Origin of the sequence: Frigoribacterium sp. PhB116 (assembly GCF_004364285.1) — a bacterium.
In the GTDB taxonomy this organism is placed as follows: domain Bacteria; phylum Actinomycetota; class Actinomycetes; order Actinomycetales; family Microbacteriaceae; genus Frigoribacterium.
This window is the reverse complement of the sequence record NZ_SOBE01000003.1, coordinates 260,181-286,102: the sequence shown is the minus strand read 5'-3', so window position 1 is coordinate 286,102 and position 25,922 is coordinate 260,181. Positions and strand designations below refer to the sequence as shown.

At 73.2% G+C, this 25,922-nt stretch carries 26 protein-coding genes; 11 read left to right on the top strand and 15 right to left on the bottom strand.

All coding sequences use genetic code 11. The features are described 5' to 3' along the window. Positions 1-332: 332 nt before the first annotated feature. The 3 genes from EDF20_RS15750 to EDF20_RS12680 form a co-directional block, all read right to left on the bottom strand. Entirely contained in the window at positions 333-911 is a 579-nt protein-coding gene (locus EDF20_RS15750; RefSeq protein ID WP_166644811.1) for a hypothetical protein, read from the bottom strand. 67 nt (positions 912-978) lie between these two features. Further along, positions 979-1,434, bottom strand: coding sequence for a hypothetical protein (locus EDF20_RS12685; RefSeq protein ID WP_133738900.1), 456 nt, complete (start codon positions 1,432-1,434; stop codon positions 979-981). Between the two features lie 6 nt (positions 1,435-1,440). Further along, on the bottom strand, positions 1,441-1,746 hold the full coding sequence (locus EDF20_RS12680) for a Dabb family protein (protein WP_123548369.1): 306 nt from the start codon (positions 1,744-1,746) through the stop codon (positions 1,441-1,443). Between the two features lie 289 nt (positions 1,747-2,035). Between EDF20_RS12680 and EDF20_RS12675 the strand changes: the two genes are divergently transcribed. The 3 genes from EDF20_RS12675 to EDF20_RS12665 all read left to right on the top strand — a co-directional run bounded on the left by EDF20_RS12675 (position 2,036) and on the right by EDF20_RS12665 (position 4,220). Beyond that, complete coding sequence (locus EDF20_RS12675; protein ID WP_166644823.1) at positions 2,036-2,500, top strand: phage holin family protein; 465 nt, start codon at positions 2,036-2,038, stop codon at positions 2,498-2,500. A gap of 94 nt (positions 2,501-2,594) precedes the next feature. Next, positions 2,595-3,008: a hypothetical protein gene (locus EDF20_RS12670; RefSeq protein ID WP_123548371.1), complete on the top strand. Its 414-nt coding sequence runs from the start codon at positions 2,595-2,597 to the stop codon at positions 3,006-3,008. A 183-nt stretch (positions 3,009-3,191) separates the two neighbouring features. Next, a complete protein-coding gene (locus EDF20_RS12665; RefSeq protein ID WP_123548372.1) occupies positions 3,192-4,220 on the top strand; it encodes a hypothetical protein in 1,029 nt (342 codons plus the stop codon). A gap of 228 nt (positions 4,221-4,448) precedes the next feature. Here the strand turns inward: EDF20_RS12665 and EDF20_RS12660 are convergent, their stop codons facing one another. The 5 genes from EDF20_RS12660 to EDF20_RS12640 all read right to left on the bottom strand — a co-directional run bounded on the left by EDF20_RS12660 (position 4,449) and on the right by EDF20_RS12640 (position 11,042). Further along, positions 4,449-5,294: an ABC transporter ATP-binding protein gene (locus tag EDF20_RS12660; protein ID WP_123548373.1), complete on the bottom strand. Its 846-nt coding sequence runs from the start codon at positions 5,292-5,294 to the stop codon at positions 4,449-4,451. Beyond that, positions 5,291-6,322 carry an iron ABC transporter permease gene (locus tag EDF20_RS12655; RefSeq protein ID WP_133738917.1) on the bottom strand — a complete coding sequence of 344 codons (1,032 nt, stop codon included), beginning with the start codon at positions 6,320-6,322 and terminating at the stop codon, positions 5,291-5,293. The genes EDF20_RS12660 and EDF20_RS12655 overlap by 4 nt, the downstream gene beginning before the upstream one ends. Before the next feature lie 59 nt (positions 6,323-6,381). After that, a complete protein-coding gene (locus EDF20_RS12650) occupies positions 6,382-7,428 on the bottom strand; it encodes an iron ABC transporter permease (protein WP_243833480.1) in 1,047 nt (348 codons plus the stop codon). 36 nt (positions 7,429-7,464) lie between these two features. Next, positions 7,465-8,499 (bottom strand): iron-siderophore ABC transporter substrate-binding protein, encoded by a 1,035-nt coding sequence (locus EDF20_RS12645; RefSeq protein WP_123548374.1) that lies wholly within the window; start codon positions 8,497-8,499, stop codon positions 7,465-7,467. Between the two features lie 377 nt (positions 8,500-8,876). Further along, positions 8,877-11,042: a transketolase gene (locus EDF20_RS12640; protein WP_166644822.1), complete on the bottom strand. Its 2,166-nt coding sequence runs from the start codon at positions 11,040-11,042 to the stop codon at positions 8,877-8,879. Positions 11,043-11,133: 91 nt separating this feature from the next. Between EDF20_RS12640 and EDF20_RS12635 the strand changes: the two genes are divergently transcribed. The 4 genes from EDF20_RS12635 (at position 11,134) to EDF20_RS12620 (ending at position 14,925) form a co-directional block, all read left to right on the top strand. Next, positions 11,134-12,294: an ROK family transcriptional regulator gene (locus tag EDF20_RS12635; protein ID WP_123548574.1), complete on the top strand. Its 1,161-nt coding sequence runs from the start codon at positions 11,134-11,136 to the stop codon at positions 12,292-12,294. 228 nt (positions 12,295-12,522) lie between these two features. Continuing rightward, entirely contained in the window at positions 12,523-12,993 is a 471-nt protein-coding gene (locus EDF20_RS12630) for a PTS sugar transporter subunit IIA (protein WP_133738897.1), read from the top strand. Between the two features lie 112 nt (positions 12,994-13,105). Continuing rightward, positions 13,106-13,378 carry a PTS sugar transporter subunit IIB gene (locus EDF20_RS12625; protein WP_123548377.1) on the top strand — a complete coding sequence of 91 codons (273 nt, stop codon included), beginning with the start codon at positions 13,106-13,108 and terminating at the stop codon, positions 13,376-13,378. Between the two features lie 44 nt (positions 13,379-13,422). Further along, positions 13,423-14,925: a PTS ascorbate transporter subunit IIC gene (locus tag EDF20_RS12620; RefSeq protein ID WP_133738896.1), complete on the top strand. Its 1,503-nt coding sequence runs from the start codon at positions 13,423-13,425 to the stop codon at positions 14,923-14,925. Positions 14,926-15,279: 354 nt separating this feature from the next. Here the strand turns inward: EDF20_RS12620 and EDF20_RS12615 are convergent, their stop codons facing one another. After that, on the bottom strand, positions 15,280-16,335 hold the full coding sequence (locus EDF20_RS12615) for a TerC family protein (protein ID WP_123548379.1): 1,056 nt from the start codon (positions 16,333-16,335) through the stop codon (positions 15,280-15,282). Between the two features lie 175 nt (positions 16,336-16,510). Continuing rightward, positions 16,511-17,032: an SRPBCC family protein gene (locus EDF20_RS12610; protein WP_133738895.1), complete on the bottom strand. Its 522-nt coding sequence runs from the start codon at positions 17,030-17,032 to the stop codon at positions 16,511-16,513. Positions 17,033-17,235: 203 nt separating this feature from the next. On the opposite strand from EDF20_RS12610, the gene EDF20_RS12605 reads away from it, so the two are divergent. The 3 genes from EDF20_RS12605 (at position 17,236) to EDF20_RS12595 (ending at position 20,000) form a co-directional block, all read left to right on the top strand. Then, on the top strand, positions 17,236-18,159 hold the full coding sequence (locus tag EDF20_RS12605; RefSeq protein WP_133738894.1) for a PfkB family carbohydrate kinase: 924 nt from the start codon (positions 17,236-17,238) through the stop codon (positions 18,157-18,159). Between the two features lie 53 nt (positions 18,160-18,212). Next, positions 18,213-18,842 carry a DUF1992 domain-containing protein gene (locus tag EDF20_RS12600; RefSeq protein WP_133738893.1) on the top strand — a complete coding sequence of 210 codons (630 nt, stop codon included), beginning with the start codon at positions 18,213-18,215 and terminating at the stop codon, positions 18,840-18,842. 117 nt (positions 18,843-18,959) lie between these two features. Then, the gene (locus tag EDF20_RS12595) at positions 18,960-20,000 is read left to right on the top strand and encodes a C40 family peptidase (RefSeq protein ID WP_133738892.1); all 1,041 of its coding nucleotides are present in this window, start codon (positions 18,960-18,962) and stop codon (positions 19,998-20,000) included. A gap of 19 nt (positions 20,001-20,019) precedes the next feature. Here the strand turns inward: EDF20_RS12595 and EDF20_RS12590 are convergent, their stop codons facing one another. Continuing rightward, positions 20,020-21,561 (bottom strand): SulP family inorganic anion transporter, encoded by a 1,542-nt coding sequence (locus tag EDF20_RS12590; protein ID WP_233569190.1) that lies wholly within the window; start codon positions 21,559-21,561, stop codon positions 20,020-20,022. A 156-nt stretch (positions 21,562-21,717) separates the two neighbouring features. Here EDF20_RS12590 and EDF20_RS12585 point away from each other — a divergent pair, with 156 nt between their 5' ends. After that, on the top strand, positions 21,718-22,122 hold the full coding sequence (locus tag EDF20_RS12585) for a MerR family transcriptional regulator (protein ID WP_123548575.1): 405 nt from the start codon (positions 21,718-21,720) through the stop codon (positions 22,120-22,122). 123 nt (positions 22,123-22,245) lie between these two features. Here EDF20_RS12585 and EDF20_RS12580 read toward each other — a convergent pair whose 3' ends face one another. The 4 genes from EDF20_RS12580 to EDF20_RS12565 are packed head-to-tail and all read right to left on the bottom strand — an operon-like array spanning position 22,246 to position 25,809. Continuing rightward, on the bottom strand, positions 22,246-22,725 hold the full coding sequence (locus tag EDF20_RS12580) for a hypothetical protein (RefSeq protein WP_166644821.1): 480 nt from the start codon (positions 22,723-22,725) through the stop codon (positions 22,246-22,248). A 47-nt stretch (positions 22,726-22,772) separates the two neighbouring features. Then, entirely contained in the window at positions 22,773-23,972 is a 1,200-nt protein-coding gene (locus EDF20_RS12575; RefSeq protein ID WP_133738890.1) for an ABC transporter permease, read from the bottom strand. Continuing rightward, positions 23,969-24,655, bottom strand: coding sequence for an ABC transporter ATP-binding protein (locus EDF20_RS12570; protein WP_133738889.1), 687 nt, complete (start codon positions 24,653-24,655; stop codon positions 23,969-23,971). Before EDF20_RS12570 ends, EDF20_RS12575 begins: the two co-directional genes overlap by 4 nt. Next, complete coding sequence (locus EDF20_RS12565) at positions 24,652-25,809, bottom strand: peptidoglycan-binding protein (RefSeq protein WP_133738888.1); 1,158 nt, start codon at positions 25,807-25,809, stop codon at positions 24,652-24,654. The genes EDF20_RS12570 and EDF20_RS12565 overlap by 4 nt, the downstream gene beginning before the upstream one ends. Positions 25,810-25,922 lie beyond the last annotated feature (113 nt).

Here is a 25,922-nt window from a genome sequence, read left to right as displayed (position 1 = left end):
GGAGGCGACGATGCCGAAGGCGGACTTGGTGATGGTCTTGCGTGAGATGTTCACGATGGTTCTCCTTGTCTGTGGTTCCCGGTGGGGAGTTGACAGGGGTTCGCCACCCTCGCTGGATGAGATTGGTGCGTTACCTGACCGTTACCGAGGAGGTGGTGGGCACGTCCAGGGGACGGGGCCCGCGCCTCCTCGGCCCGCTGTCTCGGCATCAGCGTTCAGGAATCGAGCGTGCACGGGTCCTGAGTCGTGCACGGATCAGGACGAATGGGTCCTGAGTTGCGCGACCCAGGACCCATCTTCCTGAGTGAGGAGAGCGACGGTCGGGCGTCAGGTCAGGGGTCGAGCAGGACGCGCATGGCCTCGGTGAGCACGCGGTTGCCGGCACGGAGCGCGGCGACCTCCGCCTCGAGGGCCGCGATCTCGTCAGTGCGCGGCACCGGAGCGCGGGCAGCGACGGGGGTCGGGGCAGGAGGTGCGGGCTGGGTCTCGACGTCCGGTCCGGCTTCGCGGTCCGCCTCCGCGTCCGCCTCCGCGTCCGCCTCCGCGTCCGCCTCCGCCTCCGCCTCCGCCTCCGCCTCCGCCTCCGCCTCCGGCTCCGGCTCCGGCTCCGACTGGTGTTCTTCGTCAGGCTCGACGTCCGCGTCCGGCATGACCTCGGGCGCCGGCACCGGCGCCGGCTCGATCCGCGTCGTCACGACCTGCGAGAACTTGGGGCGGGGCTTGCGGGCTGGCTTCTCGGGCTCGGGTGCCGCCTCCTCGACCCAGGCGCGCAGCGTCTGCTGCGGGATGCCGAACTCGTCGGCGACCACCGTGAGCACGTTGCGGTCGCCCGGCTTCGTGGCCCTGCGCTCGAGGACCCGCGCCGTCGCCGCCTCGCGGGTGTCGTCGTCGTACCACTCGTCGTAGGGCATGCGCCGATTCTAGGGACGGCTGCGCGGCGACCGACCGCACCGCCGCGGTGTCGTCACGGTCGAGTCGTCACCGAGGGAGCGGGAACGACTGCACCCATGCGGTGAACGAGTCGAGGTCGTCGCCCGCGAGCACGACCTGGGGCGCGGCCTCGACGGGGCTCACCACGAAGGCGAGCGAGCGGTCGGGGAGGTGGGCGGTGACGTCGCCCACGATCGACGACCGCGCGGCCGCCCGGGGCCACGCGAGGTAGACGGGCCACTCGGCGCCGACCGACTCGACGATGCCCTGTCGGTCGGCAACGAGGTCCGTGAGCTCGTCGTGCCTCACGAGCACGCGGGCGACCCCGTCGGAGAGGGCGACCGCCGGCAGGGCTCGTTGCTGTCGGGGGCCCTCGCGAAGGGTGGCCGCCTCGGCCGTCAGCCCTGCTCTCGACCACGGAACGACCACGTCGAGGGTCGCCTCGAGGGCTGCCGCGGCCGCGGCGTCGGCCTCTGCGCGCGCCTGTCGCCTGCGCTCGAACACCGCGCCCTACGCCGCGATGTCGAAGACGACGACCCGGGCGGCCGAGTCGCGCAGGAAGCCCGCGACCGGCAGGTGCTCGGGGTGCGGGAGGTACGCGTCGAGGGCGGCACGGTCGCGGAAGCGGACCACGAGCATCCAGTCGAAGCCTCCCTCGAGGCCCTCTCCGCTGACGGTGGGGCCGCTCGACACGGACAGCACGCCGTCGATGGTGGTCAGGTGCTCGTCCGACATCGTCGTCGCCCGGGCGGTCGCGTCGACCCCGTCGTTCCACTCCGCCAGCACTACGTGCAGCACCTCTGTCGTCTCGGCCATGTCGCGTTCCTCTCGTCGCCGACCGGCTCCCGGTCGCTCGTCCCAGCCTGGACCCCGAGGAGGCGCGGCGCCTGGAGCGCAGAGAGCCCGGGCACACACAGAGAGAGACGAGCGACGCACCCGTGGCCGGACGCGGCTGGCCGGGGTGCGAGTCCCGGGCCGCGTGAAGCTGGGAGCCAGCCGGAGGTGCGTGACGGCAGGGGAGCGGGACACGACTTGATGGAGAGTCCTGCACCGCGCCTCCCCCGGGGAGATGCGGGGGAGCAGGGCCGAGACCAGGAGGAGCCCCGTGGCCGAGAAGGACACCACCGACACCGGCGCAGCCGAGACGCGCACCGACGACGGCCGTACCGGAGCGCGCCTGCGCGACCAGCTGAGCAGCCGGGCCGACCAGCTGGGCAGCCGCGCGATCGAGCCGATCGTCAAGGCCGTGCGCGGCGAGATCGGCAAGGCGAAGGCGGAGGTCGCCGACCGTGCCAGGAGCGCGCGGACGGGACTGGTCCTCGTGGGGGTCGGCGCCGTGCTCGCCCTCGTCACCGTCGGGCTGCTCGCGGCCGTCGCCGTGACGGCCCTCGCCGTCGCGCTGCCGCTCTGGGCCGCGACCCTCATCGCCTTCGCCGTGTTCGCGATCGTCTCGGCGGTCGTCCTCAAGGTCGGCGTCTCCGCCCTCGGACGCGGCGTGCCACCCGTCCCGGCGGACACCATCGCCGGGCTCACGTCGCGCGGCGACGAGTCCGCCACGGCCCGCGACTGACCAGTCGGCGGATCCCCACCATCGCGACCCACCCCGAACCCCACGACCCCCCAGGACACGACGCCCGCACGGCGGACAGACGAGGAGACACCCCATGAGCGAGTCCTTCAGCGACAAGGCCAAGCGCGCCGCCAGCCGCGCCCTCGACGAGGCCGAGCGCCGGTACGCGGCCCCGGGCGACCGGGACGGCAGCACCTCCGCCGGACGCGACAGCGACGGCCGCGGCGGAACCGGCGGGCTGAGCAGCACCGACCGGCTGGTGCAGAAGGCGAAGGAGGCGGCCTCCGAGGTGCTGGACCGCGCCCAGGACCGAGGCGAGCGGTTCGCCGACAAGGCCGGCCGGGCGACCTCGGACGTCGTCGACCGCACCGTCGGATCGCTGGACACGGACGACGAGGGCACGGGGGTCGCGGCGTTCGTGCGCCGGAACGCGCGGCGTCGACCCGTCGTCACGGTCGTGGCGGCCGTGCTCGTCGGGGTCGCCGTCGGGAAGACGATCAGCCGGTAGCCGGGCGCCCCGCGGATGCGCACTGGTTCGTCACAGGGCTTCCCAAGCAGCCGCAAATCAGTGACACTTACTCAGAACCTTTCTCGATGCGACGGCGCACCCCTGCGCAGACGCCGTGATGGGGGGATCACCGTTCTGCCGCCCCTCACCCGGCGCGGCTCACTCTGAGAAAAAGGATCACCAGTGAAGCAGTCCCGCATCTTCTCCGTGGCCGTGGCGTCCGCCGCGGTCCTCGGTTCCGTCGTCGCCGTCTCCGGCACGGCGAACGCCGCGTTCGACCCCGACACGGCCGACCGCGTCACCACGAACGACCAGCTCGGCGTCGAGGGCGACACCTACCCCACGACCGGCTGGTTCCTCGGCGACGTCGCGGCTCCCGCCGGCACGGTCACCTTCGACGGCGCCGGCCTCAACTCGGCCGGCGGCAACGTCCAGGTGCTCAACGCGTACGACGCCCCGGCCAGCACGCTGACCGACCTCGTGCTCGACGCCGACTTCGTCTCGCTCGGGGACGCGACCTTCCAGGTGCCGATGTTCGTCAACGACACGGGCACCGGCACCCAGTTCACGACGCTGCGTCCTGTCGCCACGGGCGACGCCGGCTTCACCGCCGACAGCGCCTGGATCACCTCGCAGGCCTTCGGCACCTACGTCGCCGGCGCGCAGGCCACGCTTGCCGAGTTCCAGGCCTCGATCGACGCCATCGACGCCGACGGCGACCAGGCGGCCGACGCGACCGTCCTCGCCTACGGCTTCATCACGCCGTCGCCCCTGACCTCGTCGGTGCAGGCCGTCGCGTTCGGCGACGAGAGCACCTGGTTCATCCCCGCGCCGACCGGTACCTACCAGCCCGCCACGCTCACTGTCACCCAGGCCCGCACGACCGGCATCACGGTCGACGGCGGCGGCTTCTTCCCGAACGAGGCCCTCGAGGTCTACTTCGCGGTCGAGAACGCCGCCAGCGCGAGCCCGCTCGACGTGACCCTGACGGCCGACGCCCAGGGCCGTGTCCAGGGCACCGTCGTCATCCCTGCCGACGCCGTGCCCGCAGCGGGCACGTACTTCATCACCATCGGTGGCCTCGAATCGGGCGTCACCCTGCAGGGCACCGTCACGGTCCTGGCTGACGGCGCTGTCGTCACCCCCGTGCCGGCCGGCCCGACGGCTCCGGTCGCCGTGCCCGTGCGCGCGAACGCCGCGTTCACCGGCTAGTCAGCACCGCACCACCTGCACCACCTGCACCGCCCCGGAGGGCCGTCCGACGAGAGTTCGTCGGGCGGCCCTCCGTCGTTCGCGCCGCCGCCAGCAGGCGAGACACGTCGATGCAACACGGTGTGGTCCGCAGATGCCGACAACGCCGTTCGCGAGAACTGGATCTCCCGGTGTTGCAGCCCACGTTCTCGCCCGACCGTCGGCATCCGCGGGACGCGCCCGCGCCTCCTACGGCGTCGACTCGGACGAGGACTCGCGGCGCACGGGCCCCTCGCCCACGACGTGGTGCCGGCCGAGCGGCAGCATCATCGGCGCGCCCGTCGTCGGGTCGTCGACGACCCGGCTGTCGAGGCCGAAGACGGCGCGGACGCAGTCCTCGGTGAGCACCTCGTGCGGCGTGCCCGCGGCGTGCACCCGCCCGTCGGCCAGGGCGACGAGGTGGTCGGCGTAGCGCGCGGCCAGGTTGAGGTCGTGCAGCACCATCACGACCGTGGTGCCGCGGCTGCGGTTGAGGTCGGTGAGCAGGTCGAGCACCTCCACCTGGTGGCTCACGTCGAGGAAGGTCGTCGGCTCGTCGAGCAGCAGGACGTCGGTCTGCTGCGCCAGCGCCATGGCGATCCACACCCGCTGTCGCTGCCCGCCCGACAGCTCGTCGACCGAGCGGTCGGCGAGGCCGGTGGTCTCGGTCGCCTCGAGCGCCTCCGCGACGGCGAGGTCGTCGGCGGAGCTCCAGCGCGAGAGCAGGCCCTGGTGCGGGTGCCGCCCCCGGCCGACGAGGTCGGCGACCGTGATGCCCTCGGGCGCGACGGGCGACTGGGGGAGCAGGCCGAGGGTGCGGGCCAGCTGCCGCGCGGGCGTCCGGTGCACTTCGGCGCCGTCGAGTACGACCTGCCCGGCACGCGGCCGGAGAAGGCGCGACATCGAGCGCAGCAGCGTCGACTTGCCGCACGCGTTCGCCCCCACGATCGCGGTGATGCGGCCGGGCGGCACGGCGAGGTCGAGGTCGTCGACGACGACGCGGTCGCCGTAGCCGAGGGTGAGTCGTCGGGCGACGAGCGAGTGGTCGGTGGTCACAACGAGCCTCCGGCACGGTTGGTGCGGACGATGAGGTAGATCAGGTACGGGGCGCCGAGCACCCCGGTGACGACCCCGACGGGGAACCGGGTGCCGAGCGCGAACTGCCCCACGACGTCGGCGACGAGCACGAGCAGCGCCCCGACGAGCGCCGAGGGCACGAGCAGCGAGCCGTGCGGACCGATGATGCGTGCTGCGATCGGGCCGGACAGGAAGGCCACGAACGCGATCGGCCCGCAGGCCGCGGTCGCGAACGAGATGAGGCCCACGGCCGCGAGGATGACCACCAGCCGCGTGCGGTCGACCCGCACCCCGAGGGCCGAGGCCGTGTCGTCGCCGAGCTGCGTGACCGAGAGGTCGCGCGACCGCGAGAGCAGCACGGGCGTCAGCACGACGAGCGCGACCAGCACCGGGACGACCTGCGGCCAGCTCGTGCCGTTGAGGCTCCCCGTCAACCAGCGCAGCGCCTCCTGCAGGTCCCACTGCGCCGCGCCCGACAGCACGTACGCCGTCAGGCTGTCGAGCATCGCCGCGACGCCGATCCCGACGAGCACGAGCCGCGTGCCCGCGACGCCGCCCTTCTTCGACAGCAGCCAGACGAGCACCGCGACGGCGAGCCCCGCGGCGATGGCGAAGGCAGAGACCTGCGCGTCGTCGAGCGACAGGGTCACGATGGCGAACGCGGCGGCGGCGCTGGCGCCCGAGCTGATGCCGATGATGTCCGGGCTCGCGAGCGGGTTGCGCAGCATCGTCTGGAACGTCACGCCGCCCAGGCCGAAGCAGAGGCCGGCGGCGATCGCGAGCACGGCACGCGGCAGTCGCAGGCGGCCGACGGTGAAGGAGGCGCCGGGCACGTCCTGCCCGAGGACCACGCCGAGCACCTCGCCCGGCCCGTAGAAGGTGCGCCCGACCATGAGGGTGAGCACGAAGACGACCAGCACGGCGGCGGCCAGCAGGCCGATCACGGCCCGACGGCGGCGGCCCCGGCGGGCGCGGCCGCGGGCGACGTCGGAGGCGACGCTCGCGATGCGCTCGGCACCGGCAGCCGTCGAGGAGGCGCCCCTCGCGGAGCGCAGGTCGGCGCCGCTCACAGCGCCCTCAGCTTCGCGCGGCGGACGATCCAGATGAAGAAGGGGGCGCCGATCAGCGCCGTGACGATCCCCACGTCGATCTCGGCGGGCCGGGCGACGACCCGCCCCACGACGTCGGCGGCGGTGAGCAGCACCGCGCCCCCGACCGCCGAGAACGGCAGCAGCCAGCGGTGGTCGACGCCGGTCAGCAGTCGGCAGGCGTGCGGCACGACGAGGCCGACGAAGCCGATCGGGCCCGTGACGGCGGTCGCCGCCCCGCAGAGCACGACGGCGCCGAGGGCCGACAGCCCGCGGACGACCGCGACGCGCTCGCCGAGGCCGGCCGCGAGCTCGTCGCCGAGTGCCAGAGAGTTCAGCGCCTTGGCCGAGAGCAGGCAGACGACGAGCCCGACGGCGAGGAACGGCAGCACCTGGCCGAGGCTCGAGAACGTGCCGCCGCCCACGCCGCCGATCTGCCACGAGCGGATGTTCGCCGAGATGTCGCCGCGGGGCAGCGCGACGGCGGTGATGAACGAGGCGAGCGCGGCCGAGGTCGCGGCCCCGGCCAGGGCCAGCTTGAGGGGGGTGGCGCCTCCTCGTCCCAGGGATCCGACCGTGTACACGAACAGGGCCGTCGCGGCGGCGCCGACGATCGCGACCCAGACGATGCTCGTCGCGGCGCTCAGGCCGAAGAACGCGAGGCCGGTGACGACCGCGAGGGAGGCGCCGGTCGTGACCCCGAGGATCCCCGGGTCGGCCAGCGGGTTGCGCGTCACCCCCTGCATCACGGCCCCGGCGACGGCGAGGGCCGCCCCCGCCGCGACGGCGAGCAGGGTGCGGGGGATCCGCTTCGCGGCGGAGGCGCGGTCGAAGCCGTCGGTCGCGCCTCCCAGCGCGGCGAGCACGTCGTCGATCGACACCGACCTCGAGCCGATCGTCAGCGACAGCACCATCACCACGACGAGCACGCCCAGCAGCGCGAGCAGCCAGACGGCACGGAGACGCCTCGGACGACGCACGGCGGCGACGTCCGAGGCGGCCCCGGAGGTGGTGGTGACGGTCACGCTGCTGCTGACTGCTCTCGACGGCTCGGCCGGGGGCTACTTCTGCGACGCCTCGGCGAGGAGGTCGGCGTACTCGGCGAGGATCCACGAGATCGACAAGGGCGTCGGGTTCGCGGCCGTGCCCAGCGGGCCGGTGCTCGGCAGCGCGACGATCGCCTCGTTCGCGACGGCCGGCATCTGCGACAGGACGGGGTCGCCCTCGAGGGTCTGGACGAGCTCGTCGTCGCCGTACGTGACGATCACGTCGACGTCGTCGAACGTGTCGGCCGTCTCGGCGCTCTGGGTGAGCGAGAACAGGTCGGTCGAGTCGGACGCCTCCCGGATGCTCGCGGGCTGCTCCAGCCCGAGGTCGTCGAAGAACTGCACGCGGGTGTCGTGCGTCGTGTAGAAGCTGACCTCGCTGAGGTCGGTCGTGTCGACGTGCGTGAGGAACATCGCGGTGGAGTCGGTCAGCTCGGGGTGCGCGTCGGCGACCTCGGCGATCTCGCCCTCGAGGTCGGCGACGAGCTGCTCGCCCTCGGCGGCCATGCCCATGCCCTGGCTGTTGAACGCGATCATGTCGCGCCAGGAGGTGCCCCACGCGGTCTCGGGGTAGGCGACGACGGGCGCGATCTCGCTGAGCGTGTCGTAGTCCTCCTGCGTCAGGCCGGAGTACGCGGCCAGGATCACGTCGGGCTCGGTGTCGGCCACGGCCTCGAAGTCGACGCCGTCGGTCTCGTCGAACAGCACGGGGGCCTCGCCGCCGAGCTCGTCGAGCTTCTCGCTGACCCACGGCAGGATGCCGTCTCCGTCGTCGTCGCCGAAGTCCGCACGCGCCATGCCGACCGGGACGACGCCCAGCGCGAGGGGCACCTCCTGGTTGGCCCAGTTCACCGTGGCGACCCGCTCGGGCTTCTCGTCGATCGTCGTCGTGCCGAGCGCGTGCTCGATCGTGACTGGCGTGAAGTCGCCGGCCGCGCCGTCGGTGCTGCCGCCGTCGGTGCCGGAGCCGGCTCCGGTCGAGCAGGCGGTCAGGCCGAGGGCGAGGACGGAGGCGGCGCTCAGGGCGAGGAGGCGCGAGGTGCGGGACATGGGGGCCTTCCGGAGGTGGGGCGAGGGGAGGAGGTGCGGTCGAGGCGGTGCGGACCTGCCGCGGCGAGTGCCACGGCTGCGGGAGGCGTGGCGGACGTGCCGGGGGCACGACGGATCGCCCGGTGCCGGGAGGGCACGCCGGGTGCGTGCCGCGTCGACGGACAGCCCCTCTCGCCGGTGCTGTCCGGCGCGGGGGCTCTCACGGGTGATCGCCGTGTTAGGTGTGCCTTACCTTATCCGGGGCGACGGGTGTCGGCAACCCGTCCACGTCCGCAGATGCCGACCATGCTGCGCCGACACGCCGCGTGCTGAGGTGCATCCCGGGCGTGTCCGGGCGTCACGGTCGGCATGTGCGGGGGAGGGGCGAGGACGCGCGGCTAGCGGGCGAGGACCTCGCGGGCGGCGGCGAGCACCGCGGCGTCGTCGACACCGCGGAGGCGCAGCAGCTCCGGGCCCGAGCCCGACTCGCCGAACTCGTCGATGCCGACGCTGATGCCGTCGAGCCCCGCGTAGCGGCCCCACGGCTGCCGCGAGCCGGCCTCCACCGTGACCCGGGCCCGCAGCGACGGCGGCAGCACCTCGTCCCGGTAGGCCCGGGACTCCTGCTCGAACCACTCGAGGCACGGCAGCGACACGACGCGCACGTCGACGCCCTCGTCGGCGAGCAGCCGCGCGGTGCGGAGCGCGACCTGCACCTCGCTGCCGGTGGCGATCAGGGCCAGGTCGCCACCGCCTCCCTGCTGCCAGAGGACGTAACCGCCTCGGGGCGTTCCCTGCTCCGTGGCGTCGCCTCCCTCGAGGTCGGGAAGGGCCTGGCGCGAGAGGACGAGCGCGGTCGGCGCGACCGTCCGCTCCGAGCCGGCGGGCCGGCCGCCCGAGCTCGACCCCGAACTCGATCCCGAGCCGAGGAGGCGCCCCCACGCCGCCACGACCTCCCGCGCGTCTGCGGGACGCACGACGTCCAGCCCCGGCACGGTCCGCAGCGACGCGACCTGCTCGACCGGCTGGTGCGTCGGCCCGTCCTCGCCGACGGCGACCGAGTCGTGCGTGTACACGTACAGCGCCGGCAGCTGCATCAGCGCCGCGAGGCGGATGCTCGGCCGCGCGTAGTCGCTGAACGCGAGGTAGGTCGAGCCGTAGGGCCGCCACAGCCCGTGCAGCGCGACTCCCGACAGGATCGCCGTCATCGCGTGCTCGCGGATCCCGAAGTGCACGAAGTCCCCGCCGGGCCGGTCGGCGCCGACGGCCTCGCCCGGGATCGCGACGTTCGTCGACGACGAGAGGTCGGCCGAGCCGCCCCAGAGCCGGGCGGCCTCGTGCACCGCGCTGAGCACGGCGCCCGAGGTGGTGCGCGTGGCGGCGCCGTCGTCGACCGCGACGGTCGCGAGGGCCGCGGCCACCGCCTCCTCGTCCGCGCCCGCGGCGACCGCGTCGCGCCGGTCGGCCGCCGCCGGGTGCTCGCGGCGCCAGGCGGCCTCGCGCTCGTCCCACTCGGCGTGCAGCCGGGCTCCGCGGTCGCGGGCGCCCAGCGCCCAGTCGCGCACGTCGTCCGGCAGCAAGTCAGCCAAGGAGGCGCCCGCCGCGAACCCGAGGGAGGTCGCCACCGCCGCCACCTCGTCGTCGCCGAACCCGCCCGCGTGCGCCGCGGAGGTGCCGCCGCGCAGGGCGGAGGGGGCGCCGATCACGGAGCGGACGGCGACGAGCGTCGGGCGGCCGGCGCCGCCCTCGCGCTCGCGCGCCTGCTCGAGGGTCGAGCGCAGCGCGTCGAGGTCGGCGGCGTCGTCGACCTCGAGCACCCGCCAGCCGTAGGCGCGGTAGCGGGCCCGGACGTCCTCGCCGAAGGTGATGTCGGTGCTGCCGTCGATCGTGATCCTGTTGTCGTCCCAGATCAGCACGAGCTCGTCGAGGCCGAGGGTGCCGGCGAGGCTCGACGCCTCGCCCGAGACCCCCTCCTGCAGGCAGCCGTCGCCCGCGATCACCCAGGTCGTGCTGCGGAAGAGTCCCGTGCCCGCACCGTGCAGCGCCTCGTCGCGGCGTGCGGCGAGTGCGAGGCCCACGGCGGAGGCGACCCCCTGGCCCAGGGGCCCGGTGCTCATCTCGACGCCGGGCGTGTGGTGCAGCTCGGGGTGGCCGGGGGTGCGCGACCCGAGGGTGCGGCTGAGGGCGAGCTCGTCGAGGCCCAGGCCGTAGCCGGTCAGCGCGAGCTGCACGTAGAGCAGCAGGCTGGCGTGGCCGGCCGAGAGCACGAGGCGGTCGCGCCCGGTCCACTCGGGGTCGGCGGGGTCGTGGCGGAGCACGTGCTGGAACAGCGTGTGCGCGAGGGGAGCCAGCGCCATCGCGGTGCCGGCGTGGCCGTGGCCCTTCGCCTGGACCACCTGGGCGGGGATCATGATCGCGGCGGCGACGGCACGGGCCTCGAGGGCGTCGGCCTCGGCGGCCGCGTCGCCGCGCGAGGCGGCGGGTGCGGCGGAGGCAGCGGCGCCGTCGGTCGCGGCCTCACGGCTAGTGTCTGTCGGGGGAGTCGAGGGGACGTCGTCGGCCATGGCCCCACTTTCGTCTACACCTAGACTGAAGTCAACCGAGCTCGGCCCGACGAGTCGACGCCCACCGATCGCAGAGGAGCGCAGCGTGGTGATGACCCCCAGGACGCCCTCCACCGGCTCCGGCATCGTGCTCGACCTGATCCGCCGCGGCGAGGCGACGACTCGCAGTGACCTGATAGAGCAGCTCGGCTGGTCGCGGGTCACCCTCGCCCGCCGGCTCGACGACCTGCTCGAGGCGGGCTTCATCGTCAGCGCCGGCCAGCTCAGCAGCAGCGGCGGCCGTCCGCCCGAGGAGTTCGCCGTCGCCGCGGACGCCGGCGTCATCCTCGCGATCGACATCGGCGGCTCGCACACCCGCGTCGGCGTGACCGACCTCGTCTCGACCGTGCTCAGCGAGGACGAGGCCGACATCGGCCTGCACGACGGCCCCGACGAGATCTTCAGCTGGGCGATCCAGGTCTTCGACTTCCTGCTCGCCGACCTCGGTCGCAGCCGCGCCGAGGTGCGCGCGATCGGCGTCGGCGTGCCCGGGCCGGTCGACGCGGTCACCGGCCGGCTCGGCAGCCCGCAGCTCGACCCCCGCTGGGAGGAGGTGCGGGTCGACGACTACTTCGCCGGCTTCGACGCCGTCTTCGCCGTCGACCGCGACGTCAACATCCTCGCCGTGGGCGAGTCCCGCCTCAGCTGGCCCGAGTACTCGCACCTCACCGTCGTCAAGGTCGGCATGGGCGTCGGCTGCGCCTTCGTGCTCGACGGGCACGTGTACCGAGGGGCCCGAGGAGGCGCGGGCCAGCTGAGCGCGCCGCGCGCCTCCCACGAGCCGCTCCACCGCCTCGAGCTCGAGGCGAGCGGCGCGACCATCCGCAGCGCCCTCCGCGACGCCGGGCACGACGTGGCCACCAGCGCCGACATCGTCGCCGCCGCGCGGGCCCACGACCCGCTCGTGCTCGAGCAGCTGCACGCCGTGGGCACCCGCATCGGCGAGGCGCTCGCCGACGTCGTGGGGCTGCTCAACCCTCAGGCCGTGATCGTCGGGGGCAACCTCGCCGAGACGGGCGAGCGTCTCGTCGCGGGCATCCGGTCGGCGCTGCTCACGGGCACGCACGACTTCTCGCGCCGCGGCCTCGTGGTCGAGCGGGCCCGGCTGGGCGACAAGGCCGGGGTGCGCGGCGCCTCCCTTATGGCGCAGGACGAGCTCTTCGACGTGGCCCGCGTGAGCGCCGCGACGAGCCGACGCGCCCCGGGCGCGTAGCCCGCGCCTCCTCGTCCCGCCCCCGCCTCCCGCGCTCCCGGCGGATCCGGCCCTGCCGGGGCCCCGGCCTCGGCGTCGCGCTGTCGAGACGGCGTCGACTTTGGAACACGAGTGGTCAAAAGGCTCGATCCGAGCTAGAGTCGGGGCGCGCCCGTCGACACCTGTCGGGCGACCCTGCTCGCGTGAGCAGGCACGCGCCCCCGCGGCGCCGAGCGAAGGAGCCCGCCCATGACCGTCGACCTGGCCGAAGAACTCTCCGTCGAGGCCGTGACCACCGCGGCGCACGCCGCCGACTGGCGCGAGGCGATCCGCCTCGCCGGCGCCGGCCTCGTCGCCTCGGGCGCCACCACCGACGCCTACACGCACGAGATGATCGCGGCGGTCGACGAGCTCGGCCCCTACATCGTGATCGCCCCCGGCCTGGCGCTCGCCCACAGCCGCCCGTCGCCCGCCGTCGCGCGCACCGGCCTCTCCTGGGTCGGCCTCGCCGAGCCCGTCGCCTTCGGCCACAAGACGAACGACCCGGTCGACCTCGTCATCGGCCTCGCCGCCCTCGACCACGACGGCCACATCGAGGTCATGTCGGCGCTCGCCGGCGTGCTCGCCGACGACGAGGGCCTCGCCCGCCTCCGTGCCGCGCAGACGCCCGACGAGGTGCTCGCCACCCTGCACGAGCTCGCGCAGGCCGCGGCCGTCTAGCCGACCGGCCTCCCGAGGCCGATGCGACCCGCGCCTCCTCGGCGCCGGTTCCGCACCACGGACACCCGAACGCACGAACACCAGCACTCGACCCCCCGGAAGGGACAGCACCATGAAGATCATCACCGTCTGCGGCATGGGCATCGGCACCTCGGTGCTGCTCAAGATGAACGCCGAGAAGGCGCTCCGCGCGCTCGACATCGACGCCGACGTGGAGGCCGCCGACATCGGCACCGCCCGCGGCGCCGCCCGCACCGCCGAGCTCGTGCTCACGAGCGAGGACCTCGTCGAGGAGCTCGGCCAGGTCCCGGCGAAGGTCGTCGTCATCGACAACTTCACGAACGTCGCCGAGATCCAGCAGAAGATCCAGGACTCGATCGCCTGACCCCCGGTCAGTCGGTCCCGAACACCAACAACTAAGGAGTCCCAATGGAGTGGCTGGTCGTCGTACTCGACTTCATCGGCAAGCAGATCCTCAACGTGCCTGCCTACCTGATCGGCATCATCACGGCGATCGGACTGATCGCCCTGCGTCGCAACGCCGGACAGGTCGTGGGAGGCGCGCTCAAGGCGGCCATCGGCTTCCTGATCCTGGGGGCGGGCGCCACCGTCGTCACCGGGGCGCTCGACCCGCTGGGCACGCTGATCCTCGCGGTCACCGGCGCCCAGGGCGTCATCCCCACCAACGAGGTCATCGCGGCCGTCGCGCAGGAGCAGTACGGCGCGCAGAGCGCCTACGTGCTCGTGCTGGGCTTCCTCGTGATGCTCGCGCTCGCGCGCTTCACGCCGCTGAAGTACATCTTCCTCACCGGGCACCACATGGTGTTCATGTCGGTGCTGCTCACCGTCGTGCTGTCGGTCGGCCTCGGCGACGGCCTCAGCTGGCTCACCGTGCTGCTCGGCGCCGTGCTGCTCGGCGTGATCATGGTCGTCATGCCGGCGTTCGCGCAGCCCTTCATGAAGAAGATCACCGGTGACGACTCGATCGCCATCGGCCACTTCGGCACCCTCGGCTACGTCGCGGCGGCCTCGGCCGGCATCGCGGTGGGCAAGAAGAGCAAGTCGACCGAGGAGATCAAGTTCCCCCAGGGCCTGAAGTTCCTGCGTGACTCGATGGTCGCCACGAGCCTGTCGATGGTGCTGATCTACCTGGTCTTCACGATCTGGGGCCTGATCAGCCTGCCGCAGGCCGAGGCCTTCGAGATCTTCGGCGTCACGGACGCGGGCGCGTTCATCATGGCCGGCTTCGCCCAGGCGCTGCAGTTCGGCGTCGGCGTCGCGATCATCCTCTACGGCGTGCGCACCGTGCTCGGCGAGCTCGTCCCCGCGTTCCAGGGCATCGCCGAGAAGGTCGTGCCGGGCGCCAAGCCCGCGCTCGACATCCCGTTGGTGTTCCCGTACGGCGCCAACGCCGTGCTGATCGGGTTCCTCTCGTCGTTCGCCGGAGGCCTCGTCGCCCTCGGCGTGCTCGCCGCGTGGCTCAACCCGGTGTTCGGCCTCGCGCTGATCCTGCCCGGCATGGTGCCCCACTTCTTCACCGGTGGTGGAGCGGGCGTCTTCGGCAACGCGACCGGCGGACGTCGCGGCGCGATGGTCGGCGGGTTCGTCAACGGCCTGATCATCACGTTCCTGCCCGCGATCCTGCTGCTCGTGCTCGGCAACCTCGGCTTCGCGAACAGCACGTTCGGCGACGCGGACTTCGGCTGGTTCGGCACGCTGATCGGCGCGAGCTTCCTCGGCAGCCCGATGGTGGGCGTGATCCTGAGCCTCGTCATCGGTGCGGCCCTCGTCATCGGCGCCTCGATCTACCAGATCAAGCTCGTCGACGGCGGCTGGGTGCCCGGCGCGAAGCGTGACGAGCGCCTCGCTGCCGAGAAGGCCGAGGCGGACGCCGCGGCGAAGCGCGCCAAGGAGGCGGCAGCCACGTCGTGAGCCCGAGCCCCGCGCGCTGCTGCTGAGGCAGGGTGCGCGGGGCAGGTGCGCGCAGGAGGCGCGGTGTCGGTCTGACCGGCACCGCGCCTCCTTCGTCTGTGCTTGTGCCTGTGCCTGTGCCTGTGCCTGTGGCTGTGGCTGCACGCGTCTGCACCGCGCCCGAGGGGCGGGAACACCCCGTTGTGGACGAAACACCCCCTTGTTTCGGGGTGCTCGGTCCACAACGCGGTGTTCCGTGGGGCGCGGCCGTAGGAGGCGGGGCCCCGGGAACGGCAGAGCGCCGTGTCCCCGAGACGGGGACGCGGCGCTCTGCGGCGGTGCGGTGCGGTGCGAGGAGGAGACGAGCGGTGCGGGCTAGTGCGCCGCGCTGTCGTCCTTCTTCGAGGCGGAGGAGTCGTGTGCGTGCGTGATCGGTTCGCCCTCGATCTTGTCGCGCTTCTTCTTCTCGGCATCGCCCCGGGTCTTGGCGAGGCTGGCCACGGTCGCGACGGTGATCGTCGCTCCGATGAAGAGCAGCGACAGCCAGATCGGGATCTCGGGCACCCAGAGCAGCGGCTCGCCGCCGTTGATGAAGGGCACCTCGTTGACGTGCAGGGCGTGGAACACGAGCTTGACGCCGATGAAGGCCAGGATGACCGCGAGGCCCTGCGACAGGTAGACGAGGCGCTCGAGCAGCCCGCCGATCAGGAAGTACAGCTGACGCAGGCCCATCAGCGCGAACGCGTTGGCCGTGAAGACGATGTACGCCTCGTTGGTGAGGCCGTAGATCGCGGGGATCGAGTCGAGCGCGAAGACGAGGTCGACGAAGCCGATCGCGATGACGCAGAGCAGCAGCGGCGTGACGAAGCGCTTGCCCGAGACCTTGACGGTGAACTTGTCGCCGTTGAAGTCGTCGTGCACCGGCAGGACGCGGCGGGCGACGCGCACGAACATGTTGTCGGCCGCGTTGCCGCCGTGGTCGCCCTTGAGCTGCTGGTAGGCCAGCACGAAGAGCAGGGCGCCGAAGATGTAGAAGACCCACGAGAAGTTCTCGATCAGCGCGGCGCCGGCGGCGATGAAGCCGGCACGCATGATCAGGGCGATGACGATGCCGATCATCAGCACCTTCTGCTGGTACATCCGCGGGATGGCGAAGCCGGTCATGATCAGCAGGAACACGAAGAGGTTGTCGATCGACAGCGCCTTCTCCGTCAGGTAGCCGGCGAAGTACTCGCCGCCGAAGCCCCAGCCGCTCGTGAAGCCGATGCCGACGCCGAAGAGCAACGCGAGGCCGATGTAGAAGGCCGACCAGCGAGCGGACTCGCCGATCGTGGGCTCGTGCGGCTTGCGCACGTGCGTGAAGAACTCGTAGACGAAGAAGGCGATCGTCACACCGATGGTGATGAGCCAGGTGGTCAGGGTGATGTTCACGGGAGGTCTCTCCGCAGAGGTCGGGCTGTGAGGCAGCGGGCCCTGCGCACGCGCGGCGAAGGGGGTCTGATCGACGGTAAGTCGATCGGCGCTGTCAGCGTGCCCCCAAGCTGCCCCGACACTGCTGTGAAGCTGCGGTCGCTGCAAGCTTCAGGCGGTAGGGGCCTGGCTGGATTCAGGCGGTGGGAGCCTGGTCCGAGGAGGCGGCGACCCGGTCGATCTCGGCGGTCACGCCCCCGAGCACCTTCGTCATGTACGGCCCCCAGAGCAGCCGGACCACGGCACGCACCAGCAGGCCGCGGCCGGGCTTCGCGTCGAACGAGTACTGCCAGCAGACGCGGGTGCCCGATCCCTCCTCGTCCTGACGGTCGAGGGGCTCGTACCACCACTCGGCGCGGCCGCGCTCGACGAGCGAGCGGAGCGGGCCGCGGAAGTCGGTCAGCTCGTAGACGAACAACGCCGGACGGGCCACTGTCACGAGCGTCTCGACCAGCTGGCCGCCGCCGGAGAGCTCGAGTCGGCGGGTCTGGCCCGGGGCGTCCCAGGGGCCGGTCTGTCCGTGGACGGCGACGACGGCAGGCAGGGGGCCGGAGCGCGGGTAGAACCCGACCGGCGTCATCGGGGTCCCGATCTCCCACGCCCGCTCGAGGGACGCCGTCGTCACTCCCTCGCGGATCGCGCTCGCTGTGGTGGTCATGAGGATGGTTCGGAGTCACCCGCTCGGGGGACTGGTCGGCCTGCGGGCGCTGCACCGCGCCTCCTCGGCTCGGTCTCTCCTCATGCAGGCCCGCGCGTGATCACAGAGCCGCCCGGGAGACCGCTGGGAGCCGCGCACCGCACCACGTGGTTCGTTCTGCCTGTCAGCCGTCGCACCCGCGGGGCCCCACAGAACGGACCACCATGGCAGGCCGAGTCGCCGTCTTCGCCCCCTCTCCCGTGCTCACGGTCACCGTCGAGGACCACGGTTCCGGCGCCGACGTGCACGTGCACGCGGGCGGGCAGGGGCTCTGGCAGGCGCGGATGCTGCAGACGCTCGGGGCCGAGGTCGTCGTGGTCGCCGCGCTCGTCGGCGAGACGGGCGCGGTCGTCGGGCACCTCTGCGACGACGAGGGCGTGCCGCTGCTGTCGGTCCGCCGCGAGGGCCGAGGCGCGGCCTACGTGCACGACCGCCGCGACGGCGAGCGGGACGAGCTCGTCGAGACCCCCGGCGACGCCCTCAGCCGACACGACCTCGACGAGCTGTACGGACTCGCGCTGCGGGCCGGGCTCGAGTCGGACGTCACGGTGCTCAGCGGCCCGTCCGGCGACGACACCCTGCCCGTCGACGTCTACCGGCGTCTCGCCGCCGACCTGCGGGCAGTGGACCGCGTCGTCGTCGCGGACCTCGCCGGCGAGCGGCTGGAGGCGGTGCTCGAGGGCGGCGTCGACGTGCTCAAGGTCAGCGACCAGGAGCTGCTCGCCGACGAGCTGATCACCGAGAGCACCCCCGAGCGGATCGTCGAGGCCATGCGCGACCTGCGGCTGCGCGGGGCGTCGTCGGTCGTCGTCACCTGCTCGGACCTGCCCACCTTCGTGCTCGACGGGCCCGGCGCGCGCGTGTTCGAGGTGAGCGTGCCGTCGATGCAGGTCGTCGACACCCGCGGCGCGGGCGACTCGCTCACGGCCGGTGTCGCCGCCGTGCTCGCCGCGGGCGGCGGACTGGAGGAGGCGGTCGTCACGGGCACCGCGGCCGGCGCGCTGAACGTGACCCGCCACGGGCTGGGCTCGGGCGACCCGGACGCGATCGCGGCGCTGCGTGCGGTCGTGAGCGTGCGCGACCTGTAGCCCGCCTCGTGACCGCTGGGACGACCCGGCAGGCGCGGCGTACCCTCGACGGCATGTCAGCGGATGAGGGCGGATCGGCGGCCCGGCACGACTCGGCGCGCAGCGACCCGCGCCGCAGCGACCCGCGAGTCGCCGCAGCCCGCTACCGGGCCGAGGGCGAGCGCCCGCCCGACGACGCCCCGCGCGACACCCGCACCGCCGCCGAGATGCGCGCCTGGGCCCGCACCGCCATCGACCTGGCCGTGCAGCGCGGCGAGTTCGACGACCTGCCCCTGGCAGGCAAGCCGCTGCCCGGCCTCGCCGGCGGCACGGTCGACCCCGACTGGTGGATCCGTGGCCTGATCGAGAGGGAGGGGCTCACCGGCCTGGCGCCTCCTGCGCTCTCGCTGCGCACCGAGCACCAGCAGCTCGACGACGTGCTCGACGGCCTCGGCACCGAAGCCGCGGTGCGCGCGCACCTCGACGACTTCAACTCCCGCATCGTGGAGGCGCGGCGCCAGCTGACCGGCGGACCTCCCGTCGTGACTCCCACCCGCGACGTCGACGACGAGCTGAGGAGGTGGCGCGAGCGCCGCGAGGACCGTCGCGCGGCCCGCGCCGCTGCGGTCCCGCCTGCCCCGCCGACCTGGCGCGAACGACGCGCGCTCCGTCGTGAGCTGAGGAGGCGACGGCGCGACGGGTGAGACGGCTCACCCGCCGCCGCTGACCCGGATGAACCTGGGAGCGGACTCGGCTCGGGGGACGAACCGCGATACAGTCGAACGTTCCCTGCTGACCGACCTACCGTGAGGACCGCCCGCGTGACGACCACCGCCTCCCCGAGCCCGTCAGGTCACGACGCGCACGGACGAGGCGGAGAGGCCGCCCCGCTGCTGCGTCCCCGAGGTCGCCGTCGGGCCGAGGCCGCCGTGCTGCCGCAGAGCTGCCGGGCCTCGTTCGTGCAGCCCGAGGCGCTCGTCGACGCGTCCGTCGCCGCCGCCGAGGCCGCCGTCGTGACGGTGCCCGGGCTGAGCGGCCGACGCGCTGCCCGTGCCGCCCTGTCGGCCCGTGCCGAGCGCCGCGGGCTGCTCGCGCTGGCCCGACGGGACGCGCCCGCCGGCCGGTCGTCGTCCGCGGATGCGCCGTCCTCGCCTGCCTCGGCGTCGCCTGCTCCCGTATCGCGTCGGCTCGTCGCCGTCGTCAAGAAGGTCTCCGTCGTCGCGGCGCTCGTGGGCTTCGCCGCCAGCGGCACGCTCCCGCTCATCGCCGGCTCCGACCAGGAGGCGCAGGCCGCGGCCGGCGGCTCGGGCTTCTCCGCCGGCGCCTCCGCGAGCGGGCAGCAGCACCTCTCCGTCGACGCGGCGGTCGTCCTGGACGACGTCGAGCGCGACGGGTACTCGGCGACGTCGATGGTCGACGCTCAGACGCAGCTGCTCCGCAACGCGAAGGCGGCGAGCTCGAGCGAGTGGGACGGCCGGACCACCGCCTCCTACCTGGCCGACCCTCTCTACGACACCCTCGACCGCGACCAGGTGCTCGCCGTCGCGATGCAGTACATCGGCACGCCCTACGTGCACGGCGGCGAAGATCCGACGAAGTTCGACTGCTCGGGCCTGATCACGTTCGTGTACGCGCAGTTCGGCATCTCGCTGACCCACTACGTGCCCGCGCAGGACACGGAGGGCACGCGGGTCCCGGCCGCCGACGCGGTGCCGGGCGACCTCGTCGTCTTCGACAACCTCGCCCACGACGGCATCTACGCGGGCAACGGGATGATCCTCGACGCACCGAAGCCCGGCGGGTCCGTCAGCGTGCGGCCCATCTGGGACTCGCCGCACCACTTCGTGCGCATCGGCGTGTAGCGCACCGCCCGCCGCGCGCTCAGCCGCCGAGCTGGCCCGTGAGGCGTCCGTGGAACGAGCCGCTGCGCTCGTCGAAGCCGACGAACTCGACGGGGAGGCCGTGCGCGGCGAACTTCGTCTCGACCGAGTCGAGGGCCGCGACGCTCGAGGCGTCCCACACGGAGGCGCGGCTCAGGTCGACGAGGACGGTCGTGGAGTGCGCCGAGTCGCCGGCGACGGCCGCGTCGTCCGCGTACGCGAAGTGCTCGACCAAGTCGTTGCTGCTGCCGAAGAAGAGCGGGCCCACGACGTCGTAGCGGACGCGAGCGCGCGGGCGGGCGGAGCCGTCCGCGCCCGGGCCGGCGCTGTCGCTGTCGCCGTCGGCGGTCGCGGGCTCGACGGTCCGCTCGACCCGGATGACGTGCGCGATGCGCCGGGCGAACAGCACCATGGCGAGCAGCACGCCGACGGCGACCCCGATCGCGAGGTTGTTCGTCGCGACGACGACCCCCACCGTGACCACCATGACCAGTGTCTCCGGCACGGGCATGCGCCTCAGCGTCGACGGCCGGACGCTGTGCCAGTCGACGGTCGTGATCGCGACCACCATCATCACGGCGGCGAGGGCGACCATCGGGATCCGCGCCATCACCGAGCTGAGCCCGGTGACCAGCAGCAGGAGGAACAGCCCGGCGGCGAGCGTCGAGACCCGCGTCCGTGCGCGGCCGATCTTCACGTTGACGACGGTCTGGCCGATCATGGCGCAGCCCGCGATGCCGCCGTAGGCGCCCGCGGCGATGTTCGCGACGCCGAGGGCCCACGACTCCTTGCCCTTGTGCGAGGGCGTCTCCGTGATGTCGTCGACGAGCTTCGCGGTGAGGAGCGTCTCCATCAGGCCGACGAACGCGACGCTGAGCGCGGTGGGCAGGATGATGCCGAGGGTCTCCGGGCTGAAGGGCACCAGCCACGGGGTGAGTCCCGGCAGGCCGCCTCCCATCGGTCCTTCGTCGCCGACGGTGTGCACGTCGGTCAGACCCGCGGCCACGACGATGACGGTCACGACCACGATCGCCACGAGCGGCGCCGGGACGACGGTCGTGAACCGCGGCAGCAGGACGACGATCGCGATGGTCAGGGCGAAGAGCGGGTAGACGATCCACGGCACGTCGATCAGGTGCGGCACCTGCGCGACGAAGATCAGGATGCCGAGCGCGTTGACGAAGCCGATCATCACCGAGCGCGGGATGAACCGCATGAGGCGGGCGAGGCCGGCGGTGCCGAAGACGATCTGGACGACGCCGGCCAGCAGCACGGTCGGCAGCACGTACTCGACGCCGTGAGTGCGCACGAGCGGCGCGATCACGAGGGCGACCGAGCCCGCTGCGGCGGTCACCATCGCGGGTCGGCCGCCGAGCAGCGACATCACCACGGCGAGCACGACCGACGCGACCAGGCTGACCATCGGGTCGACGCCGGCGATGACCGAGAACGAGATCACCTCGGGCACGAGGGCGAGGGTGGTGACGATGCCGGCCAGCGCCTCCCGGGTGAGGAGGCGCGGGGAGCGGAGCACCGCGCGCACGCTGTCGTCGGGACGAGCGGGCGCGACAGCGCGGGGCTGGGGGGAGTCGACGGTCACGGTGTGCTCCGGGTGGTGTGGTGAGAAGATCGGGGGACCGGCGACACTGCCGTGTGATCGACCCTACCCTCACGTGAGGGTAGAGATGGGCCAGTGAGCATGACGGACGCCGACGCACCGATGATGCAGATCGGCGAGCTGGCCGACCGTGCCGAGATGTCGCTGCGCACGATCCGGCACTACGACGAGGTCGGGCTGCTCACCCCCTCGGGGCGCAGCGACGGCGGGTTCCGCCTCTACACGGACGCCGACTTCTCGCGGCTGATGGTGATCCGACGCATGAAGCCGCTGGGTTTCTCGCTCGACGAGATGGCCGAGCTGCTGCGCGTCGTCGACGCCCTGGGGGCGGCGGACGCCGACAGCGCCGAGAGCGGTGGAGGCGCGGTGGACGACACCCGCGCCCGTCTCGACGCCTTCATCGCCGACGCCGCCGAGCGCCGGGCCCGGCTCGAGCGGCAGCTCGCCATGGCCGACGAGTTCCTGGAGCTGCTGCGCAGCCGCTGACGCGGTCCTGCGGGCCCGGCCCGCGCCTCCTGCGGGGTCGGTGCCCTGTGCCCGTTCCCGCTCCGTGGCATGCCGACGGGACGGGGACCTGGGCGGTCTCCGTCCCGTCGGCGAGGGTCGAGGTCAGCGGTCGAGGGCGCGTTCGGCGGTGTCGACGTAGACGTCCGCGCAGCGGGAGACGAGGTCGTCGGGGGCGTCCTCCGGGTGCGAGAAGGCGTCGGGGTCGTCGCTCGTCCCGGGGGTGTACCCGGCGTCCAGGTAGCACTTCTCCTCGGCGGCGCTCGCCTCCTTCGCGGCGGCCTTCTCCTCGGGGGTCTCCTCCCGGTCGGCGCCCGGCGGGGGACCGACCTCGTCGTCGCACTGCGCCATGACGCTCTCGTACTCGCCCTGACGGTCGCCGAAGTCGATCTGTCCGTCCATCGGGAGCTCGAAGCCGGCCTTCGAGAAGCAGGCGCGGTAGTCGGACTCCCACTTCTCGTAGGCCTGCATGTCGGTGCCGCCGGACGAGGCCGAGGCTCCGGCCTCGTCCCCCGGGCTCGTGCAGCCCGCGAGGGCGGCGCCCAGGAGGACGATCCCGAGGGCGACGGGGAGGGTGCGTGTCACAGAGGTCTTCATCATCGTTCTTCTTCTTCCTTCTTCGATCAGGTCGGTCACGCGGTCAGCGCGACGGTGGGAGAGGTGCGGGCCGCTCGGACGGCGGGGAACACGCCGGCGACTCCGCCGATGGCGAGCGTGGCGCCGAGGCCGGCGACGTAGGCCGTCCAAGGGACCGTGAAGGCCCAGCCGTTGCCGAGCGCCACCGCGGCGACGACGGCCGTCCCGAGGACGATGCCGACCACGCCGCCGACGAGCGACAGGAGCAGGGCCTCGACGAGGAACTGGCTCCGCACGTGGGCGCGGGTCGCACCGAGCGCACGGCGGAGGCCGATCTCTCGACGGCGCTCGAGGACGGTGATGACCATCGTGTTGGCGACGCCCACGCCGCCGACGAGGAGCGCGACCCCGCTGAGCCCGACGAGCAGGCCGGTGAAGGCCGAGTCGGCCGCGTCCTTCGCCGCCAGCGCGTCCGAGGGGCGGGACACCGAGACGCTGCTCGGCATGTCCGGCGCGACCGTGCCGGGGACCCTCTCCCGGACGTCGCGGACGAGCTCGTCGGAGGAGCGCTCGAACACGGCGTCGGGGACGCCGTCCCAGCCGAGCTCGTCGCGTGCCGTGGTCCCGTCGACGAACACGCCGGTGTCGAGGTCGGGTGCCAGCTCGAGGGGTCGGAGCGACCCGACGACGGTCACCGGCAGATCTCCGACGAAGACCCTCGTGCCGACGGCGGGCGCGCCGAGTCGCTCCGCGGCGAGGGAGCCGAGGACGACGGTCCCGAGACCGTCCGTCGCCCGGTCGTGCCAGCGACCCGAGTCGACGGAGGCCTCGAGCAGGCCGGCCAGCGACTCGTCTGCCGTGCGGACGACGAGGGCGTTCGTCTCGCCCCGGGGCGTGAGGGGCGAGCGGTAGACCGTGCCGGGCAGCTCGGCGACGCCCGCGGCCCCGGTGACGCCCGTGAGCCGCTCGACCCGGAGGGCGGCGTCGGCCGGCAGCGGCCGGATCGTCTCGCCTCGCTCGCTCGCCTCGACGCGGAGCAGGTTGGTGCCCAGCCGCTCGAGCTCGCTGTCGAGGGCGGCCCGACTCGACGTCGAGATGCCGACGACCGCGATCATGGCCGCGATGCCGATCGCGATCCCCAGCGCGCTGAGCACGATCCGGCTGGGCCTTGCCCGGAGTCCCGCGGCCCCGAGGCGCACGGCGTCGGAGCGCCGCAGCCGCGACGGCGGGACGTCGAAGGAGGCGGTGGCGGTCACGACGCGCCCCTCTCGTCGCCGACGACACGGCCGTCGCGGATCGACACCCGTCGGGGCAGCGCAGCGGCGAGCTCGACGTCGTGGGTGATGACGACGATGGCGGTGCCGCTCGCGTTGAGCTCGTGCAGGAGCTCGACGACGGCGGCGCCGGAGTGCTGGTCGAGGTTGCCGGTCGGCTCGTCCGCGAGGATCAGCGGAGGGTCGGCCACCAGAGCCCGGGCGATGGCGACGCGCTGTCGCTCGCCGCCGGAGAGCTGGTTCGGCCGGTGGTCCTGTCTCTTCGCCAGGCCGACGCGATCGAGCATCTCGGCGGCCCGCGCCCGGCGGTCGGGCACGGTGGCGCCGCTGTAGAGCATGCCGTCCGCCACGTTGTCGAGCGCTGCCGAGCCCTCGTCGAGGTGGAACTGCTGGAACACGAAGCCGATCCGGTGCGCACGCAGGGCCGAGAGCTGGTCGTCGCTGAGCGCGGCCACGTCGTGGCCGTCGACCGCCACCAGGCCGGAGTCGGCACGGTCGAGGGTGCCCATGATGTTGAGCAGGCTCGACTTGCCGGATCCGCTCGGGCCGACGATCGCGACGAGCTCGCCCCTCCGGACGGTGAGCGACACGTCGTCCACCGCCGTCACGGGCGGAGAGCCGTACTGCTTCACGACGGACTCCAGGGCGATGACGTCGTCGCTCACGACGGCACCACCACGAGCTCGCCCTCGCGGAGGCCGGACGAGATGACGACGTCGCCGCCCGCCGTGGCGCCGAGCTCGACCACGCGCGTGGTCACGGTGCCCTTCGCGACCACCTGCACGGCAGAGGAGTCACGCGCCGCGGCCAGGATCGCCGCCACCGGCACGACGAGCCCCTCGGGCTCGGCCCCGGCGTCGATGTCGACCTTCACGACGGACTGGTCGAGCCCCTCGACGGCGGCAGGGTCGTCGAAGCGGATCAGGACCGGGAGCTCGGGCTTGGAGGAGCCGGAGCCGGAGCCCGACCCGGAGCCCGAACCGGCGTCGGGACCGGAGCCGCTGCTGCCGCTCGAGGCGGTCGCCGGCTGGCGGACCGGGCCGACCGTGACCACCGTGCCGGGGGTGGTCGTCCCGGACGGCAGCGAGACGGAGACGCGCGCGTCGGCGTGCACGCGTTCGCCGTCGGAGGGCTGGAGCACCACGGAGAGGGAGGGCGACTGCACCCCGAGGGAGCCGAGCTGCGCCCCTGCCTCGACGCGGTCACCGGCCTCGACGCTCGTCGTGGCCACCCGGAGGTCCTCGGGGAGGAACACGACGTCGCCGAGCGCGATGCGTCCGGTCTGCTCCGCGCCGACGGCCTTCTGCCAGCGCTTGACGGCGGCCTCGGTCGTGGTCGTGAACGTGGCGTCGACCTTGCCCGGCGACATGCCGGCGTCGCCGAGCGCCTGCTCGAGCTGACGGACGTCGTTGCCGTCGGTCATGCCGGGCTCCAAGGCCCGCCAGGCGGGCAGCTCGCCCCGGAGGGCGATCACGGGCGCGTCGTCGATCCGCACGACGACGGTGCCCGGGGCGAGCACGGTGCCGGCTGACGGGGCCGTCGTCACCGTGCCGCCACGCTGCGTCGTGAGCTTGCCCCGGGTCTCGTGGCCGATCGTCCCCCTGGCCGCGACGGTGTGCTGCAGGACGCGGCTCTCGACGGCCACGGTCGTCAGCCCCGTGGCCGGGGTCGGCTCGGCTGCGGCCGGGGTCGACGACCAGGGCGTCCCGACGATCGCGAGGCCGCCTGCCACGGCGCCGGCCACTGCGACCCCGGCGACGACGATGGTCACCGCCCGGCGGCGCCTCCCGGGTCGCCGACCTGTCGTCTCTGTCGTCATGTCGTGTCTCCTCTCGCTGCGGACGATGTCCGCGATCGAGGAAAGTACAACACATCAGATATATCGAAGCTGTAGGGAACGACAGAGGAGGCATCGACGCTCGCGCCAGCCTG

Bases quoted from the DNA above. Each gene is read 5' to 3' on its own strand.
- EDF20_RS12600 (WP_133738893.1), top strand. From the start codon at position 18,213: ATGTCAGCGGATGAGGGCGGATCGGCGGCCCGGCACGACTCGGCGCGC.
- EDF20_RS12585 (WP_123548575.1), top strand. From the start codon at position 21,718: ATGACGGACGCCGACGCACCGATGATGCAGATCGGCGAGCTGGCCGAC.
- EDF20_RS12645 (WP_123548374.1), bottom strand. From the start codon at position 8,499: ATGTCCCGCACCTCGCGCCTCCTCGCCCTGAGCGCCGCCTCCGTCCTC.
- EDF20_RS12605 (WP_133738894.1), top strand. From the start codon at position 17,236: ATGGCAGGCCGAGTCGCCGTCTTCGCCCCCTCTCCCGTGCTCACGGTC.
- EDF20_RS12640 (WP_166644822.1), bottom strand. From the start codon at position 11,042: ATGGCCGACGACGTCCCCTCGACTCCCCCGACAGACACTAGCCGTGAG.
- EDF20_RS12620 (WP_133738896.1), top strand. From the start codon at position 13,423: ATGGAGTGGCTGGTCGTCGTACTCGACTTCATCGGCAAGCAGATCCTC.
- EDF20_RS15750 (WP_166644811.1), bottom strand. From the start codon at position 911: ATGCCCTACGACGAGTGGTACGACGACGACACCCGCGAGGCGGCGACG.
- EDF20_RS12680 (WP_123548369.1), bottom strand. From the start codon at position 1,746: ATGGCCGAGACGACAGAGGTGCTGCACGTAGTGCTGGCGGAGTGGAAC.
- EDF20_RS12610 (WP_133738895.1), bottom strand. From the start codon at position 17,032: ATGACCACCACAGCGAGCGCGATCCGCGAGGGAGTGACGACGGCGTCC.
- EDF20_RS12670 (WP_123548371.1), top strand. From the start codon at position 2,595: ATGAGCGAGTCCTTCAGCGACAAGGCCAAGCGCGCCGCCAGCCGCGCC.
- EDF20_RS12565 (WP_133738888.1), bottom strand. From the start codon at position 25,809: ATGACGACAGAGACGACAGGTCGGCGACCCGGGAGGCGCCGCCGGGCG.
- EDF20_RS12630 (WP_133738897.1), top strand. From the start codon at position 12,523: ATGACCGTCGACCTGGCCGAAGAACTCTCCGTCGAGGCCGTGACCACC.
- EDF20_RS12625 (WP_123548377.1), top strand. From the start codon at position 13,106: ATGAAGATCATCACCGTCTGCGGCATGGGCATCGGCACCTCGGTGCTG.
- EDF20_RS12635 (WP_123548574.1), top strand. From the start codon at position 11,134: ATGACCCCCAGGACGCCCTCCACCGGCTCCGGCATCGTGCTCGACCTG.